This window comes from Ruegeria haliotis (assembly GCF_013377785.1).
In the GTDB taxonomy this organism is placed as follows: domain Bacteria; phylum Pseudomonadota; class Alphaproteobacteria; order Rhodobacterales; family Rhodobacteraceae; genus Ruegeria; species Ruegeria haliotis.
Map to the genome: position 1 here is coordinate 75463 of NZ_JABXWT010000012.1, position 22195 is coordinate 97657.

Here is a 22195-nt window from a genome sequence, read left to right on the forward strand (position 1 = left end):
TCCTATTGAAATCTGCTCTTTTTATTGATCTTAGAATGACCGATCCGGACCATAAGGCAACGCCGCATTTCACCAACGGCGGAAACCCACCGCCGTACAAAGCGTTTTATGGCAGTTTTGGCTTGATCCCTGCCCCAAAAGCCCATAAACGACCGAAATCCGGTGCCGCGCTTTGCGACTCCGGTGTTTTGGTTTGCATCATGGCGTGACGTCCCGCTTTCTTCAGTCAGGACGCGACATGGCAGACCAGACCAAAGGAACATTCGACCTGACCCTCTGGCGGGCTGCGCAAGTGGAACCCGATGAAGACCAAGAGCTCTCAGGCCGTGCCCAAACTTCGTGGACCAACCACGAGCAGATAGGAGAAATGCGATGGACCTGATCGCACAGCTTGAGGCGGAACAGATTGCCGCCCTGGGGAAAGACATCCCCGACTTCAAAGCCGGAGACACCATCCGTGTTGGCTATAAGGTGACCGAAGGGTCGCGCACCCGTGTGCAGAACTACGAAGGCGTCTGCATCGCGCGCAACAACGGCAAAGGCATTGCCGGTTCGTTCACCGTTCGCAAAATCTCGTTTGGCGAAGGTGTGGAGCGTGTGTTCCCGCTGTTTTCGACAAACATCGACAGCATCACCGTTGTCCGCCGTGGCCGCGTTCGTCGCGCCAAACTGTACTATCTGCGCTCGCGTCGTGGTAAATCCGCACGTATCGCAGAAGTCACCAACTACAAGCCCAAGGCTGGCGCCGAAGCGTAAGGAACGGAAAGATGAAAAAAGACATCCATCCCGATTATCACGTCATCGACGTCAAAATGACCGATGGCACCGTAGTTCAGATGAAATCCACCTGGGGTGCCGAAGGCGATCAGCTGGCTCTGGAAATCGATCCGTCTGTGCACCCGGCATGGACCGGTGGTTCGTCGCGCCTGATGGACGCGGGCGGTCGTGTATCGAAGTTTAAAAAGAAATACGAAGGTCTGGGTTTCTGATCCCAAACCGATTTGTTTCAAAGAAAGGTCGCCAGCTGGCGGCCTTTTTTGTTGCCTATGACCGGATGCGTTCAGACTTGACGTTATTTTCGGGGCTGGGTCAGCTGGGTCGCGCTGTGCAATGGCGGCACAGGTCCGCGAAGAAGCATCACGGCGATCAGCAATCCGATACAGGCCGCACCCATTGCCATCAGCATTGCACTGTCAAACGCGTTGTCCTGCAAATCACGTAGCGCTTTGGCCAAAGTGGTGCCGGGCTCGGGAATCAGCTCTGCGATCAACTGCTCGACCTGACTGGGTGTACCATGTGTCAGCGCATGGGCCAGATCATCGCGCTGCGTTGATCCTTTGGGCAGCGCATCGATCACCTCGGACAAGCCGGACCGGATTGTTACGGATTGAGCAAGACCACCGACCACAGATCCCATGGTTGCTCCGAAATAGAGGAAGGCGTTGATCACACCGGACCCCTGCCCGACATGCTCTTCGGGCAGCAACCGCAAGCCGAGGCGGGGTAGCAAGGAAAAGCATATTCCGAGCCCGACCCCAACAATCACCAGCTTCCACCAGATTTCAGAATAATCCGTGGCGTTCGTTGTTGTCGCAAGCAGCAAGAACCCACAGGCCATGGCGGCCATTGCCAAAGCAATCGGCCATTGAAAGCTGTAGGGGCCCAAAAAGCGTGGCGCAGTGACGGAGATCGCGAACATGCTGAGGCTTAGCGGCAATATCGCGGCCCCCGCACCGATTGCAGACAAGCCCAAAGCATCTGGAGATTGGACAAAAACATTGAAGTACACAAAAAAGCAGAACAGCGAGAAACCAACCAAGAACATGCCGGTTGCGGCCATAAGGTATCGCGGATGGCGGAAATAGCGCAGTTCGACCAATGGATCTTCGCTGCGCTGCGAGGTGATAACCAACGCGACAGCCGCCACCGCCGCAACGCCAAGCGGCACGAGGGTCAACGCAGTGGTCCAGCCATGGCTTTCCCCATTGCTGAGCGCAAAAGACAGCGGGCCAAGCAGCAAAACGATGGCAATTGCACCCGGATAATCAAACCTGGCCCCGGCAAGACGGGTGTCGGGTACGTATTTTCTTTTGCTGACATGCAGGCCGATGAAAAAGGCAATTGTCAGCAGAACAAGATCTGCCGCGAAAACGCCCCTCCAACTCAGGTAATTGGCAAAGCTTCCGCCTACAATCGGGCCTACGCCGATAGCCAGACCCACGATGGCGCCCCATGCGCCGGTCACTCCGGCCCGTTGATCCTCGGGTGTTGCCGCGGTCAGCAAGGACAACGACGTCCCAAACAGCGCTGCGGCCCCGGCACCTTGCGCACCGCGACCGATCAGCAGCATGGCAGCGTCTTGCGAAACCATCACCAAAGCCGACCCGCAGGCAAAGACGATCATCCCGAAGAAGAACACGCCCATCTTGCCGGTAAGGTCCCCAAGACGGCTCACGATGGTCACGAGGGTGGCACTGACCACCGTATAGATCGCCATCACCCATTGCAGGCCCGATGGCGTCAGATCAAACTCAGCTTTGAGATTTGGCAGAATGGTCGCAACGGCAGTGGTGTTGAACCCCACGACCATCATGCAGATCGCAGTCATCAGCAGCACGACACGCGCGCCACCGGCATCTGAGGGGTCTTCTGAAACTGTGGTCGACATTATCGTGCCCTCATTGCCTGCCCCGGCTTTGGAAGCCAGTAAATCCCTTGGGTAAAACCTTCTGAGGTCTGTGGTCACTCAAGTTAACTTATGGACATTAAAACAAATTTTTGGCGTTCCGCATAGTAGCGCCAAAATGAACACGCCTAATCGAGTTTCCAACTGACCGGGGGCGAGGTCAGATCCAATACGCCAGCGCCACTGGCAGCACGACGATTGTGGTCAAGGTCGAGACCAGAATGAATCCGGCCACATCCGGCCCGTATTCCGGCACATGCTGGTCGATGAACAGGTAGGTCGCCACGGACGAAGGCATCAAGCAGCACAGGATCAATGCCCCGCGTTCAGTGCCGGTAAACCCGAACAGCCAGATCAAGGCACTGGCAATTGCCACGGCCATCACCAGATGCAACGCCGTCAGCAGCACGGCCCGGCCCAGGCTGTTGATCCGCAAAGTGGCCAACGTATGGCCCAGCGTCAGCAGCATCAAAGGGATCGACAAACCACCCATGATGTCAAAGGACCTGGAAATCGGTTGTGGCAGGCTCTGCCCTGTGGCCATCAGGATCAGGGACACGATCACCGCATAGATGATAGGTGACGTTGCCAATTTCTTTGGTGAGAACTCACCAGCCGGTATCCACATGCCGACAGTAAAGATACTGACCAGCACAACGACCACAAACGCCATTGTATAGGCCATGCCCGCATCGCCCAGCGCCAACAAAGTGATCGGCAGGCCGATATTGCCCACATTGCCATGCATCAGCGGCGTGAGGAACGCGCGCACCGGCAGGCGAAGGCCCCGAAGCGCCAGGAACCCCAGAACCCCGAACGCCGCCACCGCCAAGGCGGCGGCAGTCATCATGTCCAGAAAGGTTCCGACAGCCAGTTTGGTGGTCGGCAGGTGCGAGATGATCAGCGTCGGATACCCGACCTTTGAAACGATGCCGCCAATTACTTTGTTGTCGAAGGGCGCGTGGAAAACGGCCAGACAATACCCGATCCCGGCGCAGATCAGTACGGGCAGAACCACGTTCAATACGTTCAGAAACAGGTGATCCAACCCGCATCCTCCTTGCCGAACCCCTGATCAGACAGTGAATCAGGGCCGCAGGTTTGGCAAGCGTTGCGCTGTAACATGCGATCTGGGAAAGGTTTTCCAAATTAGAGCCTGATATTGCCCCTCAGCGGCGCTTGAGGTTCTTTCCTTCCACGCTGACACAACATATAGTGGCCTGTAACAACGTGTGGACAAACACGGCACGACTTGGGAACACAAGCATGGCACATATCATTGTGGTCGGAAACGAAAAGGGCGGCGCAGGCAAATCGACCGTGTCGATGCATGTGGCGACAGCGCTGGCGCGTCTGGGCCACAAGGTCAGCACGCTGGATCTGGACCTGCGGCAGCGCAGTCTGGGGCGCTATTTCGAAAACCGTGGCAACTTTCTGAATGGCGCCGAGGCTACCCTACCCAGCCCGCGCCATCACGACCTGCCCGAGATCGACGCGAGCACGCTGAAGCCCGGCGAAAACATCTATGATCACCGCCTGTCCGTCGCCGTGTCCGAGCTGGAAAGCGACAGTGATTTCATCCTGATCGACTGCCCCGGTTCGCATACCCGACTGAGCCAGGTGGCACATTCACTGGCAGATACACTGATCACGCCGCTGAACGACAGCTTCATCGACTTTGACCTGCTCGCCCGCATCGACTCGAAAGGTGAGAAGATCCTCGGGCCATCTGTCTATTCCGAGATGGTCTGGAACGCGCGGCAGTTGCGGGCGCAGGCCGGGTTGAAACCGATCGACTGGATCGTCGTGCGCAACCGGGTCGGCACCCAGCGCATGGTGAACAAGGAAAAGATGCAGCGCGCCATCGAGATGCTGTCGCAGCGGATCGGGTTCCGTGTCGCCTCGGGCTTTTCCGAGCGGGTCATCTTTCGCGAATTGTTCCCGCGCGGCCTGACCTTGCTGGATCTGAAAGATATCGGGGTCCGGCAGATGAACATCTCGAACATTGCGGCACGGCAGGAATTGCGTGATATGATGAAAGAGTTGAACCTGCCGGGTGTCGAAATCGACTTTTAATCCGTCGGCGTATAGACGGTGAACAGCTCTTTGGGTTCGTGTACTCCACGCAGCATGTACCGGCCCACCGAGATCAGGTCCTGCGCACAGGGTTGCGCGGCACGGGCGACATCGTCGGAAATCAGGATTCTCTGACCGAGTGATCTATGCATCCCGGCAATCCGTGCAGCCTGATTGACGGCGGGGCCGATCACCGTGAAATCCAGACGGGTTTTCGAGCCAATGTTGCCGTACAGGATCTCACCCGAATGCAGGGCAAGCGTAAAGTTTGCCACGGGCAATCCATCGGCCCGCCGTTGAGCGTTGAGGTCGTCCATCCGGGTCTGTAGCTGTGGTACAGCCCCAAGCGCGGCACGGGCATCTGCGTCGATCTCGCCGACATCGAACATGGCCATCAGGCCGTCGCCCATGAATTTCAGAATGTTGCCCCCGTTGTCGTGCACCACACCAACGGCAACGGCGAGATAATCATTCAACATATCGATGATTTCATGCCCCGGCAGATCTTCGGACAGGTTGGTGAACCCTTCGAGGTCAAAGTTCCAGATCACCGCATCAATCTGCTGAAGTGAACCGCGCCGGATTTCACCTGACAACACGCGCCGCCCCGCATCGCGCCCCAGATAGATACGCATCAGGTCCTTCGCCATATTTTGGTTCTTATCTGATTTCAACGCCAATCCCAAATGGGGCAAGACTGCGTTGATTTGCGTCAGATCGTGATCTTCAAATCCATTGGGCGCGTCGCTTGTCCAGGACATCAGCACACCATCACTGACTTTCTGCCCCCCCTCGGGGCGTACATGTCCCGACCGGTCATACGAAATGCCTGTCGCATAATAGTCAGTCGCACCGTTCTCGCGCAGGTCATTGAGCAAGGGAAATCGGCTGGGGTCGTTCTGATCGACCAGTTTTGCACGAATTTCGTCCAGATCCTCGTGCAGCAAGGCGTAAAGTGGACTGCGCTGCCAGATCTCGCTTGGCGTGTCTGTATTTTCGAACTTTTCGGATTCACCACCCCTGTTCTTGTACCAGCTATAGCCTGTTCCGCCATACAGCGGGTGCAAGGTCGATTGCGCCGCGTGAAAGCGCATCAAGGGAATGCCCATGTCGACAAGACGCGTGCAGAACCCGTCCAGTAATTCTTCCTGCCCGGCACCTTCCAGCCCTTTCGCGACCAACCAGTCAATCAAGCTATTCATCGGGGCCGCAAGGGTATCAGAAGGTTTCATTATGGTGTCCGCGTCAATTCAGTGACACATCTGGGCATGATCGGATCGAATTACCAGTACTCAATCCATTCCGGCCAGACGCCGTAGCATGCGACGCAGCAACGCCGCTTCGTCTGCGCTGAACAGACCTGCCAGTCGTGCATCATACTGCTGGGCGATCCCGCGCAACTCCCGATAAACCGTTTGTCCCGCCGGTGTCAGCACCAGCCATTCCACCCGGCGATCACCTTCATCCCGTGAGCGCTTCAGAAAGCGGCGCTGTTCCAGCTTGCGCACGGCCCGGCTGATCTTGGTTTTATGGGTTTTGGCCCGTTCGCCGATATCTTTGGCGGTCATCTCACCAAAGATGCCAAGGTGAAACAGAACCCGCCATTCGGTGCGCAACAGACCATAGCGGTCTTTATAGGCGCGCTGAAACTCGAGCGAGCTTTCCTCGGCGGCCTGATTCAATAGAAACGGCAGGAAATTCTGCAGGTCAAAATCATCATTTTTTCTGAATTTATCGTTTGTCATGCTTGTTAGTTACAAAATCAACTATTATCCGACAAGCAGCAAACGGAGGAACACACGATGAATCGTCCGACGAATCCGCACACTCTGACCCAAGCCAACGCGCCGGTCGGGACACATGCCGGTTACATGCCCGGCTTTGGCAACGATTTCGAAACCGAAGCCCTGCCCGACGCCCTGCCACAAGGGATGAACAGCCCGCAAAAGTGCAACTATGGCCTTTACGGAGAGCAGCTGAGTGGTACGGCGTTTACAGCCAATCCGCCCGAGCGGACCTGGTGCTATCGCATCCGGCCTTCGGTGAAGCATTCGCATCGTTATGAAAAGATCAATCTGCCTCATTGGAAATCAGCGCCTTGCATCGACCCTGATGTGATCAGCCTGGGTCAGTACCGCTGGGACCCGGTGCCCCATTCTGACAGCGGCCAGAACTGGCTGACCGGCATGCGGACGATGACAACCGCCGGAGATGTCAATACGCAGGTCGGCATGGCCAGCCATATCTATCTAGTCACGGAATCGATGGTCGATGACTATTTCTTCTCGGCGGATTCCGAGCTGTTGGTGGTGCCACAAGAAGGCCGCCTGCGCTTTGCGACCGAGTTGGGGATCATCGACCTTGCGCCCAAGGAGATCGCCATCATTCCACGTGGGCTACTTTATCGCGTCGAAGTTCTGGAAGGACCCGCGCGCGGCTTTGTCTGCGAGAATTACGGGCAGAAATTCGAACTCCCGGGCCGTGGTCCTATTGGTGCCAACTGCATGGCCAACCCCCGCGATTTTAAGGCGCCGGTGGCGGCGTTCGAGGATCGCGAGGTGCCCTCGACCGTGACCATCAAATGGTGTGGACAGTTCCATACGACCAAGATCGGCCACAGCCCGTTGGACGTGGTTGCGTGGCACGGTAACTACGCACCTTATAAATACGATCTGCGCACATACTGTCCGGTTGGCGCGATCCTGTTCGATCACCCTGATCCGTCAATCTTTACCGTCCTGACGGCCCCATCAGGCCAGCCGGGCACGGCCAATATCGACTTTGTCCTGTTCCGCGAACGCTGGATGGTAGCCGAGAACACGTTCCGCCCGCCGTGGTACCACAAGAACATCATGTCCGAGCTGATGGGCAACATTTACGGACAGTACGACGCTAAACCTCAGGGCTTCGTCCCCGGCGGCATGAGCCTGCACAACATGATGATCCCACACGGCCCTGACAATGAAGCCTTTGAAAAGGCGTCGAACGCCAATCTGGGGCCGGACAAGCTGGACCAGACCATGTCCTTCATGTTCGAAACCCGCTTCCCGCAACACCTGACGACATTTGCCGCCAACGAAGCACCGTTGCAGGATGACTATATCGATTGCTGGACGTCGCTTGAGAAGAAATTCGACGGCACGCCGGGAAAGAAGTAAGCACTATTGGATAGCCATCGTTTTCAGTAAAAACCTTGGCGCCAGACACAGGTTTGGAGAAAAGATGTCTTTGATGAAGTCCTGGGTCGTCTCGGCCAATGACGCGACCCACCCGTTTCCACTGAACAACCTGCCGTATGGCGTGTTCTCGACCGAAACGACCGAGCCCCGGTGCGGTGTCGCCATTGGCGACATGATTTTCGACGTCACCGCCGCCGAAGCCGATGGACTCATTATACTGTCTGACGAGCCGCTCTTCGACCTGCCTTTCTGGAACCCGCTAATGGACGAGGGCCCCGCCGTTTGGGCGGCGCTTAGGGACCGGCTGATCACTCTGTTGGCTGAAGGGTTCGACCAACAGCACAAAGTCGAAGCGTTGTTGGTGTCACAGGACGGCGCGGAATTGCACATGCCGTTCGCCGTCAGCGAATACACCGATTTCTACGCCGGTCGCCACCATGCCCAGAACGTCGGCACCATGTTCCGTGGACCGGAAAATGCGCTGCCGCCGAACTGGCTGCATATTCCCATTGGCTATAACGGCCGCGCCTCCTCGGTCGTGGTCTCTGGCACGGATATCCGCCGCCCGTGGGGACAATTGAAATCCCCCGATCAGGACCGACCTGCCTTTCTGCCCAGCCGCCGGTTTGATATCGAGCTCGAAATGGGGGCCATCGTCGGAACACCTTCGGACGGCCCGATTACCGTTCAGGAAGCGGATGACCACATCTTTGGTTATGTTCTTCTGAACGACTGGTCCGCGCGCGACATTCAGGCATGGGAGTACCAGCCCCTTGGCCCGTTTCAATCCAAAGCAACTGCGACCTCAATCTCTCCGTGGATCGTGACCAAAGCCGCTTTGGAACCATTTCGCTGCGACACGCCGACGCGTGAGGTCGAGTTGCTGGATCACCTCAAGAACTGCGGTCCGATGCTCTATGATATCGACCTGGCAGTGACGATGGCACCCGAAGGTAAAACCGCCACCATCATTACACAAACCAACTACCGCGAGATGTACTATTCCGCCGCGCAGCAATTAGCCCATCACACCACATCCGGCTGCCCGATGAATACCGGCGACCTGCTTGGCTCGGGCACGATCTCAGGGCCCACCAAACCGGAACGCGGCTCGCTGCTGGAACTCAGCTGGGGCGGCAAAGAACCCCTGACGCTGGACACAGGCGAAACCCGCAGCTTTATCAAGGATGGCGACACCCTGACCCTGACAGGCGCGGCCAAAGGCGAGGGCTACACAATCGGGTTCGGCACTTGCACCGGCACCATCCTGCCCGCAGTCGAGGACCCTTACAAAAGGTAACGCGTTACCTTTCATCTTTTCCCAAATACTCCCGCCGGAGGCATCCAACCTCTACCACTGGCGAAACGACAAAAGGATCGAAACCACATGGCCAAGGCATTCGCGTCTCAGGCAGATATGGCGGAAAAGAAAATCTCGTTCACCGAAGTCGGCGAAGACCTTTACGCGTTCACCGCCGAGGGCGACCCGAACTCGGGTGTCATCATTGGAGATGACAGCGTGATGATCATCGAGGCGCAAGCCACCCCGCGTCTGGCCAACAAGGTGATCGAGTGTGTCCGCGCAGTCACCGACAAGCCGATCACCCATTTGGCGCTGACGCACTACCATGCCGTCCGCGTTCTGGGCGCCAGTGCCTTTGGCGCACAACAGATCCTGATGTCCGATACAGCCCGCGCCATGGTCGTTGAACGGGGGCAGGAAGACTGGGACAGCGAATTTCAGCGCTTTCCCCGCCTGTTCAAAGGGTATGAGAGCATTCCCGGGCTGACTTGGCCGACCACCACATTCAGCGACACGATGTCCGTCTACCTGGGTAATCGCCGCATCGACCTGATGCATCTGGGCCGCGCCCACACAGCGGGCGATATTGTGATCCATGTGCCAGACCAGAACGTGATGTTCACCGGCGACATCGTCGAATACCACTCGGCCTGCTACTGCGGCGACGGTCACTTCAACGACTGGGGCGATACGCTGGATCAGATCAAATGGTTCGACGTGGATGCCATCGCGCCGGGCCGGGGCGATGCTCTGATCGGCAAGAACATGGTGAACGCGGCCATCGAAAACACCCGTGATTTCATCAGCAGCACCTACCGTCCGGCGGCCAAGGTGGCCGCGCGGGGTGGGTCGCTGAAACAAGCCTGGGACGCGGTGCGCGCTGAATGTGACCCCAAATTCGCGGATTATGCGATCTACGAGCACTGCCTGCCCTTCAACGTCGCGCGCGCCTATGACGAAGCGCGCGGCATCGACACCCCCCGCATATGGACCGCCCAGCGCGATCTTGAGATGTGGGAGGCGTTGCAGGGATAAGGAAAAACAGGCGACTTTGATCCAGATCGTTTTGCCGAAAGGGAATCGGTGAAACCATACCGCGAAGCCAACGGCCACTGCCGTAGGCGCATCAGGTTTGGGGGGAAGCCCATGAACAAGATCTTCGACGTTCCACTTTACGCCTTTGACCGCAGCCCGGATCAGGACGCCGTGACGCCAGTTCGGCACAAGGTAATTCTCATCGGCGCGGGGCCAGTCGGACTGGCCGCTGCCATCGATCTGGCACAACAAGGTGTCGAGGTGGTGGTGCTGGATGAAAACGACAAGGTCAGTTTTGGAAGCAGGGCAATCTGTTTCTCCCAGCGCACACTGGACATCGCAAATCGGCTGGGTTGCGGGCAACCGCTGCTCGACAAGGGTGTTCGATGGGATCGGGGCAAAGTCTTCTTCGACAATCGCCAGGTCTATGACTTCAATCTGCAACCCGATGAAGGGGTAGCTAATCCAGCCTTCATAAACCTGCAGCAATACTATCTGGAACAGGTTCTGGTGGAACGCGTGCAGGCCTTGCAGGCCGAAGGCGCACCCATCGAAATACGGGGGCGCAACAAGGTCGGGGCCATTGGCACCCATGACGATCATGTTCGGCTGGAAGTTGAAACCCCGGAAGGGCCCTATACGGTCGAGGCCGATTGGCTGATCGCATGTGACGGCGCCAACTCCTCGGCCCGCAAGATGCTGGGGATTGATTTCGAAGGGCGTATTTTCGAGGATAACTTCCTGATTGCAGATGTGATCATGGAGGCTGACTTTCCGTCGGAACGCTGGTTCTGGTTCGATCCACCTTTCAACCGAGGACAATCAGCGTTGCTGCACAAACAGCCGGACAACGTTTGGCGCATTGACCTGCAATTGGGCTGGGACATCGACAAAGAGCGTGAAAAACGCCCTGAAAACGTGATCCCACGTCTTAAGGCGATGTTGGGTGAAGATGTCGAATTCCAGCTGGAGTGGGTCTCGATCTACACGTTCCAGTGCCGCCGGATGGAAGATTTTCGCCGGGGCCGCGTGTTGTTCGCTGGTGACAGCGCACATCAGGTCAGCCCGTTCGGTGCAAGGGGCGCCAATTCGGGCCTGCAGGACATCGACAATCTGGGCTGGAAGCTCAAGCTGGTGATCGATGGCAAAGCACCGGACAGCCTGTTGGACAGTTATAACGTCGAGCGCGTCCAGGGCGCAGACGAAAACATTCAGTGTTCCAGCCGGTCCACCGATTTTATCACGCCGAAATCCCAGATGTCCCGCCTGTTGCGAGACGCAGTTCTGGATCTCAGTGAGCATTACGAGTTTGCCCGCCCGCTGGTGAATTCCGGCCGGTTGAGCGAACCATGCACCTATGACGGATCCTCGCTGAACTCGGCCGATGCGCTGAACGGGCCCACCCAGACGCGCCCCGGATCGGTCTGCCCGGATGCGCCAATGGGTGACGCGTTTCTGCTGCCAATGCTTGCGGGAAAATATACACTGCTTACGATAGACGCAGATGCCCCGGATATGTTGGTAGAAGACGGAATCGAGGTCACACGACTTGCCCTATCCGTCAAGGATGACCCATCAATGGCCCTCAAAAACCGGTATCTGGGCAAAGCCGATGGCGCGGTCTATCTGATCCGCCCGGATCAGTATGTCGCTGCGCGGCGCGACAGCTATGAAGAAAATGCCTTTCGACAGGCAATCCGCCGGGCCAGTGGTAAGGAGTAAGCAACATGTCTGATCTGATCCTCACACCGAATATCAACGATGCGGACGGTTTTTATGCAGGACTTTTGGCCGCGCATGACGGGCTGGACAAGGCCGAAAGCGATGCGCTTAATGCACGGCTGGTGCTGGTTCTGGCCAATCATGTCGGAGATAACTCCATCCTGACGCAAGCGCTCCAAGCCGCGGCGCTGACCGACAGGTAAATCACATCGCACGGAGGTTCCGAGTGAGCGACGTCGTACTCTATGACTATTGGAGGTCCTCTGCCAGCTACCGGCTACGGATCGCACTGAATTTGGCCGGGATCGCATATCGTGCCGTTGTCGTAGATCTGCTGAATGGTGAGCAAAGAAAAGACACACATCTGTCACGTAACCCGCAAGGGCTGGTACCTGTGTTGGAAATCGATGGGCTGCAACTGACGCAATCTCTGGCCATCCTCGACTATCTGGACCAGACACGACACCTGAACCTGCTGCCCCACGACCCGGCCGCACGTGCCAAAGTGCAGGCGCTGGCCCACTCCATCGCAGTGGACATTCATCCTGTCTGCAACCTGTCGGTTGCCAAATACGCAACCACGCTCAGTGGCAATGACCCGGGAATGCCCGCTGAATGGATGCAGCATTTTATTCAGCCCGGCTTAGAGGCGTTCGAGGCTTTGCTGGGTGGGTTTGAACAGTCACCGTTTTGCACCGGCCCACAGCCCGGTCTGGCCGATATCTGTCTGATACCACAGATCTACAATGCCCGCCGGTGGCAGGTCGATCTGTCGGACATGCCGCGCCTTTTGCAGGTCGAAGCCGCCTGCGCAGGCCACCCCGCTTTTGCGGCCGCACATCCTAATGCACACGCCCCCACATAGTGGCTGCACAGCCTCTGTGTACACGTATGGGTGTCATTGAATGTGGATTGGATCTAGCTTTGCCTCAACAGGCAAAAGAGGTCCAGATGTCAGAGATCACCGGCTACCACGCACATGTCTATTTCGATGCCGACACGCAAGCGACGGCTCAACAGATTTGCGAAGAGGCCGCCCGCCTCTTTCCGGTTCAAATGGGCCGCATGCACGCGCGCAACGTTGGTCCGCATGCGCGCTGGAGTTGCCAGTTGGGCTTTGCCGCAGATGCGTTTGATCGGGTTATCCCCTGGCTGATGCTGAACCGACAGGGGCTGACAATCTTCACCCATCCGGAAACCGGCGACCACCTTACCGATCACCGCGACCATGCATTCTGGATGGGCGAGATGCTGGAACTGGATTTGTCGATCTTTGACTGACGTCTGATCTTTCAGCTTGGGTCCTAAGTTCCAGATGCAAATTGGAGCAGTGATCACATCTGGCACGACGGGCAGGCATCCAAATCAGTCAGCCAGTGTCCTTTTCCACCAATACGCGTCTGGCGCTACCGCGGGCCGCATCCGTCACAACAGTCACGCGGCCCAGATCTTCCAGTTCCTGAATGCCCTGAGCTGCCACACGTGCGCGTAGATCAAGTATGATCTTTCCGTCATCAGACACTCGCGTGCGAAAAAACCTCTCGTATGTATCAATTGGGTAGTGGAAGCCGCAGGAGATGAAGCTCATCGCCAAGTCGATTGACGGTCCATCGCACACATCATCGTATTTCGGGTTTAGACATTCAATGTCGTTTGGGTCTACCCCATTGCCTGTCAAAAACGCTTTGGCGACGCTGAGGTCTGAATACGCTGCCCCCTTTTCATGAAAACCAAAATGCTTCTCATCTGAGATTTCCAAATCAATCAGCGTTATGCGGCAGCGCTGATCTTTCCAAAGAAACAGGTCGAAAATAGCATATCCACACCCGATATCGGCAACAGAAGTCGGCGAAATCTGATCAATCGTGGCCTTGAGCTGCAAGTACTCCAAGAAGATGATCGCTGCCGCCCTGCGGGCCAACTCATCGCCTTGGGCTTCAACGTGAGCCAGGAGAGGCGCAGGATTGCCGACAGACCATGCTCTTATCAATCTGCCGGAACGCGGCACATCATGCAGAATCTCGGACCTTTGCAGGGCGAAATTCAGAATATCGTTCTTGGAAAATGCATCCAGATTCAAAGCTTGGATTTCCGGCCGTTTGACGGCGTCCATCATTTCTTCGACAGAGATCATCGATTGTTCCTGATGCAAAATGTGCTGTGGCGTACCGCGCGCAAAGTCCTTTGCCAGTATATGCAAGTATCGGAACTTGTTCGCAAACAAAGACTGGAGTCCGGCTGTTCGGTGCCTACGCTAGCGCTCGCGCCTGATCGCGCAGCGCGAATTTCTGAACCTTGCCGGTTGATGTTTTGGGCAAAGTACCAAACACCACCGTTTTGGGCGCTTTGAAATGGGCCATGTTGTCCCGGCAAAACGCAATCAGCTCTGCCTCAGTCACGGTGGCATCCGGTTTCAGCTCGACAAAGGCGCAAGGTGTTTCACCCCATTTCTCATCTGGGCGAGCGACTACGGCGGCCTCCATCACGGCGGGGTGTTTGTACAAAATACCCTCAATCTCAACAGAGGAGATATTCTCGCCCCCCGAGATAATGATGTCCTTGGACCGGTCTTTCAGCGCGATATAGCCGTCGGGATGCATCACACCCAGATCGCCGGATGCAAACCAGCCGCCGGTGAATGCTTTGTCCGTGGCCTCGGGGTTCTTCAGATACCCTTTCATCACCACATTGCCCTGCATGAAGATCTCACCCATGGTTTCACCATCGGCCGGTACAGGCTCCAACGTGTCCGGGTCAGCTACCATCAGACCCGACAGTGCCGTGTACCGCACCCCTTGGCGCACCTTCAGCGCGGCGCGCTCATCGGGTTCTTTGATATTCCACTCGTCCTTCCATGCACACACCACTGACGGCCCGTACGTCTCGGTCAGGCCATAGACATGGGTCACTTCAACGCCCATTGCCTCCATCGCTTCGATCACGGCGGCGGGCGGCGGAGCGCCGGCCGTCATCACCTTGATCTGGTGATCGAAATCCTTCAGGTGATCCGGCGCATGGGCCAGCATGTTCAGCACAATCGGCGCGCCACAAAAATGCGTGACCTTTTCATCTCGGAACGCGGCGTAGATCGGTTCGGCCCGCACCGCCCGCAGACAGACCGAGATGCCAGCGTTGGCCGCCATGGCCCAGGGAAAACACCAGCCGTTGCAGTGAAACATCGGCAACGTCCAGAGGTAGACCGAGTGCTTCGGCATGTCCCAATCGAGGATATCCGACTGCGCATTCAGGGCCGCCCCCCGGTGGTGATAGACAACGCCCTTGGGGTTGCCTGTGGTACCGGAGGTGTAATTCAGCGTGATCGCGTCCCATTCATCGCCGGGCAGGGACCAGGCGTAATCCGGATCGCCCTCGGCCAACAGCGCATCATAGGTTAGTCCACCCAGCCTCTCGCCGCCGTCAAAGCTGGGGTCTTCGATATCGACAATCAGAAGATCGGGGCGGTCGACCTGTTTCAACGCTTCTTTGACCACGCTCGAAAATTCGGGATCGACCAGCAGCACTTTGGCCTCGGCATGACCCAGAATGAAGGCGATGACTGGCGCATCCAGACGTGTGTTAATCGCATTCAGCACCGCGCCCGCCATGGGCACGCCAAAATGCGCTTCGTACAGTTCGGGAATGTTGGCGGCAATGATCGACACCGTGTCGCCGAGCCCGATGCCGCGCGCAGACAGAGCGCTCGCCAGGCGGCGGCAGCGGGCATAAGTTTCGGCCCAAACATACCTGCGTTCGCCGTACACGACCGACGGGTAATCCGGGTATACATGCGCCGTGCGTTCGATAAAGCTGAGCGGGGACAGAGGCGTGTAATTTGCACCACATTTGTCCAAATGACGCTTGTAGATGTTTGTGGCTATCATCCGCTGGCCCTTCCAATTTGCACCATGCGTGACTTGAGCATAAAGTTGGACATCTGACAAACCCGTAGAAATACGACGCGCTGGCTTACTGGCGATACGGGATGATACAATCTGGCCCTATCTACTATGGGCTATTCGCGGTGATCTGAAGTATCTGAAACACATGCAGGGATGTGGTGTTTCCATATCCCGTGCACCGCACCTCATTGAAAGGACTTGTCATGGACGGCACGTTCAACGAAAACGATCTCTCCCGTGTGATTGAGGCCGACCGCGCCCATATCTGGCACCATCTGATCCAGCATAAACCTTTTGAAACCAACGACCCGCGTATCATTGTCGAAGGCAAGGGCATGCGCGTCTGGGATCAGAATGGGAAAGAACATCTGGATGCCGTCTCGGGCGGGGTTTGGACTGTCAACGTCGGCTATGGCCGCGAATCCATCGCCAAGGCAGTTTACGACCAACTGATGAAGCTGTGCTATTTCGCCAATTCCGCCGGGTCGATCCCCGGATCGATCTTTGCCGAAAAGCTGATCGACAAGATGCCGGGCATGAGCCGGGTGTATTACACCAACTCAGGATCGGAGGCGAACGAGAAGGCCTTTAAAATGGTCCGGCAGATCGCGCATAAGCGCTATGGTGGCAAGAAGACCAAGATCCTGTATCGCGACCGCGACTATCACGGCTCGACCCTGGCAACGATGTCGGCGGGTGGTCAGGACGAGCGGACCGCGCAATACGGCCCCTTTGCGCCTGATTTCGTGCGTGTGCCGCACTGCATGGAATACCGCAAGCACGAGCTGGGTCACGAGGACCTGTCCGGCGAAGCATTTGGCAAGGCCGCCGCCGATGCCATCGAAGAGGTGATCCTGCGCGAAGGCCCCGAAACCGTTGGTGCGCTGTGCCTCGAACCGGTGACCGCAGGGGGTGGTGTTATCGAAGCGCCCGAAGGTTATTGGGAGCGTGTGCAGGAGATCTGCAAGAAATACGACGTGCTGTTGCATATCGACGAAGTTGTCTGCGGCGTTGGTCGCACCGGCACCTGGTTTGGTTATCAGCAATACGGCATCAAACCGGATTTCGTGACCATGGCCAAGGGCGTTGCCTCGGGCTATGCCGCAATTGCCTGCATGGTGACCACCGAGGAAGTCTTTGACATGTTCAAGGACGATGCCTCGGACCCGATGGGTTATTTCCGCGACATCTCTACCTTTGGTGGCTGCACTGCCGGTCCGGCCGCCGCGATCGAGAACATGCGTATCATCGAAGACGAGAATCTGCTGGGCAACTGCACCGACATGGGTGCACACATGACAGCCAACCTTCAGGCGCTGATGGAAAAGCACAAGGTCATCGGCGACGTGCGCGGCAAGGGCCTGTTCCTGGGCGCCGAGCTGGTCGCAGACCGCTCGACCAAGGAACCGGTGGATGAGAAACTGGCACAGGCGGTTGTGGCCGATTGTATGAACCAGGGCGTCATCATCGGCGTCACCAACCGTTCTATCCCCAGTCGCAACAACACGCTGTGCTTCTCGCCAGCGCTGATCGCCACGGCGGATGACATCGACCAGATCACTGACGCGGTGGATGGTGCGCTGGGGCGTGTATTTGGCTGATACCGCCAACGGCTTTTAACAATCGAGACAACAAAAACCGGCGCCTCCCGCGCCGGTTTTTTTCGGTCAGACACTGGCTTGCCAAAACTCTGAACTTGGATAGCCTGTGATCACCCATTCAGGAGATTTGTTCATGCTATTTAGATATGCTCGCAGCCTTGCCGCTGCCTTTGTTATGGCCATCGCCACCCCTGTCAGCGCCGAGGAAGGCAGCGGTTTCCCCCAGATCGTCGGCACCTGGACCGGCACCTATCTGGTCGCCTTCGCCAAATCCAATCCGAACCACGACAAAGGTCTGCTGCAGACCGAAATGGAGCTGGAGGTCACCAAGCTGGACGGCAACCTAATCACCGCCACGAACCGCTGGCGTCGGATTGGTGACAAGGACTGGATCGTGGAAGAGGCTATGGGCACCTTTAGTTTAGATGACCCGACACGCTTTGTTTTGGCCGAGGCCGGAATTTCGGGCGATGACGTTTCATCGGGGATATTCAACGGGGTCTACGTCGATGATGTGCTTATGGTCACTTATGCCGGTCCGGGTACAGGCGTCGCATTTGCGGCGCAGTTGGTAAAGAAGGACGGGGATAAGTAGACCCTGACGGCGGACTATTTCCACCAGCCACCCGCGCGGTTGGCAGCCTTGGGGCGTGTGTTCAGGTCTGAAACTCAATTCTGGAAGCTTGATGCCTAAGCCCTCACCGGGCCGCTACTTTTTGGGATGACGTCACTTCTTTGGGTTGTCGGCGATGCGGGACGATGCAGCCGTCCAGCTTCCTTGCGCAGACGGCTAGTGTCTGCGCTTCGCGACCGTAGCGAAAATCGCCCGTGGCGCGTTCCATTGGTTCGCCGCAGACACGAAGGGAATTTGGGTTAGGCTACCCGTCAACATTCGGATAAATAAACCCGTTCACCGGGTAGAATTTGCCATACCGGCCTGGCTGGCTTTCTACTCGGACCAGCGTCCAGTCATTGTGTTTGGACACGTCCTTGACGCCCATTTTTAACGATACCTTGTTGCGGTGCCAGTTGGCGTGGTTCACGATAATTTCACGGTCGGTGACAATATCGGACACGACCGCCACATGGCCCAGCGGCATCCCGCTGGTCGCCTGAAACGACATTACCGCGCCGACATCCGGGTCAGTGCCCCGCTTATAGGTATTGCGCGCCTTACCCCACCAGTGCTTGGCGTTGCCGCGAATTTCGATGCCGCTGAGGTTTCGTGCGTAAGGAACGCACCACACCCTTTGCCCACCGGCCTGCTTTTGCGCGACCTCGCGCAGCGCCATTGACTGACGTTCCGGATTGAGATTCGCATGAGTCGAGCTTTGGGCGCAGGCAGAGATTAGACTGAAAAGCCCCAACGCAACTGCAGTTCGGGTGATGCCGGACAGGCGCGGTAAAATCGTATTCGTTCTGCGGGCGTTGTTTTGCAAGAAGCTTCACTGCCAGTTCTGAAGACTCACTGGGTTTTAAAGTGAACTGCTTGGGAATGAAAAGAGGCCTGCCAATCCCCGGCAAGATTTTGCCAGTTTCCTGTACCGCATTTAGGCCAATGGCTGAGTCAAAAGACGCATATCCGCCCATAGTGACGAATACTGCGCTTGAACAAGTAGTCTGCAATGGGCTCCAAGCGGAGGCAATCTATTTCTGTCCAGCTACAATAGAAAAAGGGCCACTCCCTTCGGAACGACCCCTCAATCACTGTCTCTATGCAGAGGATCAGGCGGCCAGCGCAGCCTGAGCCTGGGCGACGATCGCGCCGAACGCTTCCGGTTCGTGCACGGCCAGATCGGCCAGAACTTTACGGTCCACTTCGATACCAGCCAAGGTCAGGCCGTTGATGAAGCGGGAATATGTCAGTGCCTCGTCATGCGAACGCACAGCAGCGTTGATCCGCTGAATCCACAGCGCGCGGAAGTTGCGCTTGCGGTTCTTACGGTCACGGGTTGCATACTGGTTGGCCTTGTCGACGGCCTGACGGGCAACCTTGAAGGTGCTCTTGCGGCGGCCATAGTAACCTTTGGCGGCCTTGATGACCTTCTTGTGACGGGCGTGAGTTACGGTTCCACCTTTAACGCGGGACATGTCTTAATCTCCTCTTATCGGTCGTAGGGCATATAGCCCTTGACGATTTTGGCGTCGGGGGCGGACAGGGTGGTGTTGCCACGGGCATCGCGGATGAATTTCTTGGTCCGCTTGATCATGCCGTGACGTTTGCCGGCCTGGCCAGCAAGGACCTTACCGGTCGCAGTCACCTTAAAGCGCTTTTTGGCGCTCGACTTTGTCTTCATCTTAGGCATTTCCGTCTCCTTTCGGGGTTCGGTACTAAACGCGACTCGGCATGCCACATTGGCCGGTCACGCGATCAGAAGCGCCATTTACGCAAGTTCGGTCATACTGGCAAGGGGGTTTCGATCAGAATCTGCGCTTTTAGCAGGCTGGTCAGGCGCCGGGGCGACATGGGCCGCCCCGGTGGTATGGGTTAGTGGCCGAATTTGCGGATTTCACCGCTTTTCAGCCGCGACGCGTAGGACGCCAGCTCCTGACGCACCACTTTCATCAGGAAGTAGAGCGCGAAGACGTTCACAACCGCCATGGCAAAGATCGCCGCATCTGAGAAGTCGATGACCGGGCCGAGGTTGGCCGCCGCACCGATCACGACAAAGATGCAGAAGATGACTTTGAACACCAGTTCTTTGGTGTGACCTTCGCCGAACAGGTAGGTCCAGGCCTTGAGGCCGTAGTAGGACCAGCTGATCATGGTCGAGAAGGCAAACAGAACCACCGCAATCGCCAGCACGTATGGGAACCAGCTGAAGGCGCTGCCAAAGGCCGCCGAGGTCAGGCTGACACCCGAGTTGCCATCGACAGTGGCAATCGCATTGCCCGCTTCGTTGAGCATGTATTTTCCGGTGTCCGGATCAACAATCAGCTGCTGGGTGATGATAATCACCAGCGCGGTCATGGTACAGATCACGACTGTATCGATGAACGGCTCAAGCAGCGATACGAAGCCCTCGGTGATCGGCTCTTTGGTCCGAACCGCCGAGTGTGCGATGGCCGCAGAACCAACGCCCGCTTCGTTCGAAAACGCCGCACGACGGAAGCCCTGGATCAATGCACCGACCATGCCACCGGCAACGCCCAGGCCGGTGAAGGCACCAGCGAAGATCTGGCCAAAGGCCCAGCCAATCTGATCGGCGTGCATGATGATGATCACCAGCGCCGCGGCCACATACATGACCCCCATAAACGGTACGACCTTCTCGGTCACACGCGCGATGGATTTCAGGCCGCCAACAATCACCATGAAGACGATTACCGCGAAGACCAGACCAGTGATCCAGCCGGGATAGTCCCCGGTAATGCCCGCAATCTGTTGATGCGCCTGATTGGCCTGGAACATATTGCCGCCGCCCAGAGCACCGAGGATACAGAAGATCGAGAACAGGATGGCCAGTATCTTACCGCCCGGCAGGCCCAGTTCATCGAACCCCTTGGACATGTAATACATCGGACCACCGGAAACGGTGCCATCGTCATATTCATTGCGGTATTTCACACCCAGCGTACATTCGGTGAACTTAGACGCCATGCCCAGCAAGCCTGCGACAATCATCCAGAACGTGGCACCCGGCCCGCCGATCCCGACAGCCACCGCCACACCAGCGATGTTACCCAGACCGACCGTACCCGACAGCGCGGTGGCCAGAGCCTGAAAGTGGCTGACCTCACCCGCATCGTTGGGATCAGAGTAGTCGCCTTTAACCAAGCTGATCGCGTGGCTAAAAAACCGGAGCTGCACAAAGGCGAAATAGAGCGTGAACACAGTGGCCGCAATAACCAGCCACCCCACGATCCATGGGAAGCCCGTTCCCGGAAACGGGGCAAAGATAAAACTGACAAATGGCCCCGTCAGATCAGCGAACGCCTGATTGATTTTATCATCGAGGCCAGGAGCCTCTTGCGCGGCTGCCGCGCTGGCCGTGAAAGCCGCAATTGCGGCGGGCAGGCCCAGTTGTTTCAACATTTTCATCTTAATGCCTCCCCTTAATTCACAACAGTGACCGGAACATCGGCGTGCATGACCAGATTCTGCGTCGAGCTGCCGAACAGACGTTTCTTGAACCCGTCTGCCGAAGCCCGGCCCACAACAATCTGTGACCCGCCCTGCTCGACCGTGATGGCGTTCAGCGTTTCCGCGACGTCGCCGTGGCGCACGATGCCATGTGCCTCGAACCCAGCCGTTTTCAAAGCGTCAACCGCGGGTGTGACAATGCGTGTTGTCGCCAGATCAATCTCCTCTTCGCGCCGCTTGTGGCGCAAGGCGTTTTCTTCCGGCGTTTGGAATGTGTAAGGGGACCATTCGATCACGTAGGCAACCAGCAGGTCGCATGTCCCGATGCGCTTGGCCAAGTCTTTGGCGAAGGCAATCGCGCGCTCTCCGGTTTCTGTCCCGTCCAATCCTATGACAATTTTAGTTGTCATCTCGTTCCTCCGTTATTGTTGGTTTACCCGGGACCCGTGCCCCCGGCAGAGCAGCCGGAACTTGGAACTTATATTTTAGACCGCCCTTAGGTTGGTTATCAGGAAATTCCACCTGAAAATGAAATGCATTCTGTCAAATTCATCCTTAGCGGTCAAATTCCAATTAAAATCAACGATCTTTGTAGCCCTAAATTCAAAAC

General features: G+C 57.0%; 25 protein-coding genes. 14 read left to right on the plus strand and 11 right to left on the minus strand.

Annotated features, from left to right (window positions below; translation table 11 throughout):
* Window positions 1-35 precede the first annotated feature (35 nt).
* The 4 genes from HW561_RS17190 to rpmE are packed head-to-tail and all read left to right on the plus strand — an operon-like array spanning window position 36 to window position 989.
* The gene (locus HW561_RS17190; RefSeq protein ID WP_176866602.1) at window positions 36-209 is read left to right on the plus strand and encodes a hypothetical protein; all 174 of its coding nucleotides are present in this window, start codon (window positions 36-38) and stop codon (window positions 207-209) included.
* 29 nt (window positions 210-238) lie between these two features.
* Window positions 239-382: a hypothetical protein gene (locus HW561_RS17195; protein WP_176866603.1), complete on the plus strand. Its 144-nt coding sequence runs from the start codon at window positions 239-241 to the stop codon at window positions 380-382.
* Entirely contained in the window at window positions 373-756 is a 384-nt protein-coding gene (gene rplS, locus HW561_RS17200) for a 50S ribosomal protein L19 (protein ID WP_176866604.1), read from the plus strand. The genes HW561_RS17195 and rplS overlap by 10 nt, the downstream gene beginning before the upstream one ends.
* 11 nt (window positions 757-767) lie before the next feature.
* Window positions 768-989, plus strand: a complete 222-nt coding sequence (rpmE, locus tag HW561_RS17205; protein WP_050605278.1) for a 50S ribosomal protein L31 — start codon at window positions 768-770, stop codon at window positions 987-989.
* Window positions 990-1072: 83 nt separating this feature from the next.
* On the opposite strand, the gene HW561_RS17210 is transcribed toward rpmE, so the two are convergent.
* Both HW561_RS17210 and HW561_RS17215 read right to left on the minus strand, forming a co-directional pair.
* Window positions 1073-2668: an MFS transporter gene (locus tag HW561_RS17210; protein ID WP_176866605.1), complete on the minus strand. Its 1596-nt coding sequence runs from the start codon at window positions 2666-2668 to the stop codon at window positions 1073-1075.
* Window positions 2669-2846: 178 nt separating this feature from the next.
* Window positions 2847-3734: an AEC family transporter gene (locus tag HW561_RS17215; protein ID WP_176866606.1), complete on the minus strand. Its 888-nt coding sequence runs from the start codon at window positions 3732-3734 to the stop codon at window positions 2847-2849.
* 218 nt (window positions 3735-3952) lie between these two features.
* Between HW561_RS17215 and HW561_RS17220 the strand changes: the two genes are divergently transcribed.
* Window positions 3953-4762, plus strand: coding sequence for a division plane positioning ATPase MipZ (locus tag HW561_RS17220; protein ID WP_176866607.1), 810 nt, complete (start codon window positions 3953-3955; stop codon window positions 4760-4762).
* Here the strand turns inward: HW561_RS17220 and HW561_RS17225 are convergent.
* Window positions 4759-5994: an adenylate/guanylate cyclase domain-containing protein gene (locus HW561_RS17225; RefSeq protein ID WP_176866608.1), complete on the minus strand. Its 1236-nt coding sequence runs from the start codon at window positions 5992-5994 to the stop codon at window positions 4759-4761. The genes HW561_RS17220 and HW561_RS17225 overlap by 4 nt on opposite strands.
* 60 nt (window positions 5995-6054) lie before the next feature.
* Complete coding sequence (locus tag HW561_RS17230) at window positions 6055-6507, minus strand: MarR family winged helix-turn-helix transcriptional regulator (RefSeq protein ID WP_176866609.1); 453 nt, start codon at window positions 6505-6507, stop codon at window positions 6055-6057.
* Between the two features lie 57 nt (window positions 6508-6564).
* Here HW561_RS17230 and hmgA point away from each other — a divergent pair, with 57 nt between their 5' ends.
* The 7 genes from hmgA (at window position 6565) to HW561_RS17265 (ending at window position 13282) form a co-directional block, all read left to right on the plus strand.
* A complete protein-coding gene (hmgA, locus tag HW561_RS17235) occupies window positions 6565-7920 on the plus strand; it encodes a homogentisate 1,2-dioxygenase (protein ID WP_176866610.1) in 1356 nt (451 codons plus the stop codon).
* 64 nt (window positions 7921-7984) lie between these two features.
* Window positions 7985-9241 carry a fumarylacetoacetase gene (fahA, locus tag HW561_RS17240; RefSeq protein ID WP_176866611.1) on the plus strand — a complete coding sequence of 419 codons (1257 nt, stop codon included), beginning with the start codon at window positions 7985-7987 and terminating at the stop codon, window positions 9239-9241.
* An 87-nt stretch (window positions 9242-9328) separates the two neighbouring features.
* Window positions 9329-10279 (plus strand): MBL fold metallo-hydrolase, encoded by a 951-nt coding sequence (locus HW561_RS17245; RefSeq protein WP_176866612.1) that lies wholly within the window; start codon window positions 9329-9331, stop codon window positions 10277-10279.
* Between the two features lie 111 nt (window positions 10280-10390).
* Window positions 10391-12001 (plus strand): FAD-dependent oxidoreductase, encoded by a 1611-nt coding sequence (locus tag HW561_RS17250; protein WP_176866613.1) that lies wholly within the window; start codon window positions 10391-10393, stop codon window positions 11999-12001.
* A gap of 5 nt (window positions 12002-12006) precedes the next feature.
* Window positions 12007-12204, plus strand: coding sequence for a DUF2783 domain-containing protein (locus HW561_RS17255; RefSeq protein ID WP_176866614.1), 198 nt, complete (start codon window positions 12007-12009; stop codon window positions 12202-12204).
* Between the two features lie 23 nt (window positions 12205-12227).
* Complete coding sequence (maiA, locus tag HW561_RS17260; protein WP_176866615.1) at window positions 12228-12866, plus strand: maleylacetoacetate isomerase; 639 nt, start codon at window positions 12228-12230, stop codon at window positions 12864-12866.
* A gap of 86 nt (window positions 12867-12952) precedes the next feature.
* The gene (locus HW561_RS17265) at window positions 12953-13282 is read left to right on the plus strand and encodes a DOPA 4,5-dioxygenase family protein (protein ID WP_176866616.1); all 330 of its coding nucleotides are present in this window, start codon (window positions 12953-12955) and stop codon (window positions 13280-13282) included.
* 88 nt (window positions 13283-13370) lie between these two features.
* Here the strand turns inward: HW561_RS17265 and HW561_RS17270 are convergent, their stop codons facing one another.
* Both HW561_RS17270 and HW561_RS17275 read right to left on the minus strand, forming a co-directional pair.
* Window positions 13371-14135 (minus strand): class I SAM-dependent methyltransferase, encoded by a 765-nt coding sequence (locus HW561_RS17270; RefSeq protein WP_176866617.1) that lies wholly within the window; start codon window positions 14133-14135, stop codon window positions 13371-13373.
* A 115-nt stretch (window positions 14136-14250) separates the two neighbouring features.
* A complete protein-coding gene (locus HW561_RS17275) occupies window positions 14251-15882 on the minus strand; it encodes an acyl-CoA synthetase (RefSeq protein WP_176866618.1) in 1632 nt (543 codons plus the stop codon).
* Between the two features lie 221 nt (window positions 15883-16103).
* Here HW561_RS17275 and HW561_RS17280 point away from each other — a divergent pair, with 221 nt between their 5' ends.
* On the plus strand, window positions 16104-17501 hold the full coding sequence (locus HW561_RS17280; protein ID WP_176866619.1) for an aminotransferase family protein: 1398 nt from the start codon (window positions 16104-16106) through the stop codon (window positions 17499-17501).
* 133 nt (window positions 17502-17634) lie between these two features.
* Entirely contained in the window at window positions 17635-18096 is a 462-nt protein-coding gene (locus HW561_RS17285; protein WP_176866620.1) for a hypothetical protein, read from the plus strand.
* A 283-nt stretch (window positions 18097-18379) separates the two neighbouring features.
* Here the strand turns inward: HW561_RS17285 and HW561_RS17290 are convergent, their stop codons facing one another.
* The 5 genes from HW561_RS17290 to HW561_RS17310 all read right to left on the minus strand — a co-directional run bounded on the left by HW561_RS17290 (window position 18380) and on the right by HW561_RS17310 (window position 21995).
* Window positions 18380-18940: a CHAP domain-containing protein gene (locus HW561_RS17290; protein WP_235962958.1), complete on the minus strand. Its 561-nt coding sequence runs from the start codon at window positions 18938-18940 to the stop codon at window positions 18380-18382.
* A 286-nt stretch (window positions 18941-19226) separates the two neighbouring features.
* The gene (gene rplT / locus HW561_RS17295) at window positions 19227-19592 is read right to left on the minus strand and encodes a 50S ribosomal protein L20 (protein ID WP_176866621.1); all 366 of its coding nucleotides are present in this window, start codon (window positions 19590-19592) and stop codon (window positions 19227-19229) included.
* 14 nt (window positions 19593-19606) lie between these two features.
* Entirely contained in the window at window positions 19607-19807 is a 201-nt protein-coding gene (rpmI, locus tag HW561_RS17300) for a 50S ribosomal protein L35 (protein ID WP_010443552.1), read from the minus strand.
* 182 nt (window positions 19808-19989) lie between these two features.
* On the minus strand, window positions 19990-21543 hold the full coding sequence (locus HW561_RS17305; protein WP_176866622.1) for an alanine/glycine:cation symporter family protein: 1554 nt from the start codon (window positions 21541-21543) through the stop codon (window positions 19990-19992).
* Window positions 21544-21557: 14 nt separating this feature from the next.
* Window positions 21558-21995, minus strand: coding sequence for a universal stress protein (locus tag HW561_RS17310; RefSeq protein WP_176866623.1), 438 nt, complete (start codon window positions 21993-21995; stop codon window positions 21558-21560).
* Window positions 21996-22195: the final 200 nt, after the last annotated feature.

Coding starts and splice junctions, on each gene's coding strand:
- HW561_RS17190 (WP_176866602.1), top strand. CDS start 36: ATGACCGATCCGGACCATAAGGCAACGCCGCATTTCACCAACGGCGGA.
- HW561_RS17195 (WP_176866603.1), top strand. CDS start 239: ATGGCAGACCAGACCAAAGGAACATTCGACCTGACCCTCTGGCGGGCT.
- rplS (WP_176866604.1), top strand. CDS start 373: ATGGACCTGATCGCACAGCTTGAGGCGGAACAGATTGCCGCCCTGGGG.
- rpmE (WP_050605278.1), top strand. CDS start 768: ATGAAAAAAGACATCCATCCCGATTATCACGTCATCGACGTCAAAATG.
- HW561_RS17210 (WP_176866605.1), bottom strand. CDS start 2,668: ATGTCGACCACAGTTTCAGAAGACCCCTCAGATGCCGGTGGCGCGCGT.
- HW561_RS17220 (WP_176866607.1), top strand. CDS start 3,953: ATGGCACATATCATTGTGGTCGGAAACGAAAAGGGCGGCGCAGGCAAA.
- HW561_RS17225 (WP_176866608.1), bottom strand. CDS start 5,994: ATGAAACCTTCTGATACCCTTGCGGCCCCGATGAATAGCTTGATTGAC.
- HW561_RS17230 (WP_176866609.1), bottom strand. CDS start 6,507: ATGACAAACGATAAATTCAGAAAAAATGATGATTTTGACCTGCAGAAT.
- hmgA (WP_176866610.1), top strand. CDS start 6,565: ATGAATCGTCCGACGAATCCGCACACTCTGACCCAAGCCAACGCGCCG.
- fahA (WP_176866611.1), top strand. CDS start 7,985: ATGTCTTTGATGAAGTCCTGGGTCGTCTCGGCCAATGACGCGACCCAC.
- HW561_RS17245 (WP_176866612.1), top strand. CDS start 9,329: ATGGCCAAGGCATTCGCGTCTCAGGCAGATATGGCGGAAAAGAAAATC.
- HW561_RS17250 (WP_176866613.1), top strand. CDS start 10,391: ATGAACAAGATCTTCGACGTTCCACTTTACGCCTTTGACCGCAGCCCG.
- HW561_RS17255 (WP_176866614.1), top strand. CDS start 12,007: ATGTCTGATCTGATCCTCACACCGAATATCAACGATGCGGACGGTTTT.
- HW561_RS17265 (WP_176866616.1), top strand. CDS start 12,953: ATGTCAGAGATCACCGGCTACCACGCACATGTCTATTTCGATGCCGAC.
- HW561_RS17270 (WP_176866617.1), bottom strand. CDS start 14,135: ATGATCTCTGTCGAAGAAATGATGGACGCCGTCAAACGGCCGGAAATC.
- HW561_RS17275 (WP_176866618.1), bottom strand. CDS start 15,882: ATGATAGCCACAAACATCTACAAGCGTCATTTGGACAAATGTGGTGCA.
- HW561_RS17280 (WP_176866619.1), top strand. CDS start 16,104: ATGGACGGCACGTTCAACGAAAACGATCTCTCCCGTGTGATTGAGGCC.
- HW561_RS17285 (WP_176866620.1), top strand. CDS start 17,635: ATGCTATTTAGATATGCTCGCAGCCTTGCCGCTGCCTTTGTTATGGCC.
- rplT (WP_176866621.1), bottom strand. CDS start 19,592: ATGTCCCGCGTTAAAGGTGGAACCGTAACTCACGCCCGTCACAAGAAG.
- rpmI (WP_010443552.1), bottom strand. CDS start 19,807: ATGCCTAAGATGAAGACAAAGTCGAGCGCCAAAAAGCGCTTTAAGGTG.
- HW561_RS17305 (WP_176866622.1), bottom strand. CDS start 21,543: ATGAAAATGTTGAAACAACTGGGCCTGCCCGCCGCAATTGCGGCTTTC.
- HW561_RS17310 (WP_176866623.1), bottom strand. CDS start 21,995: ATGACAACTAAAATTGTCATAGGATTGGACGGGACAGAAACCGGAGAG.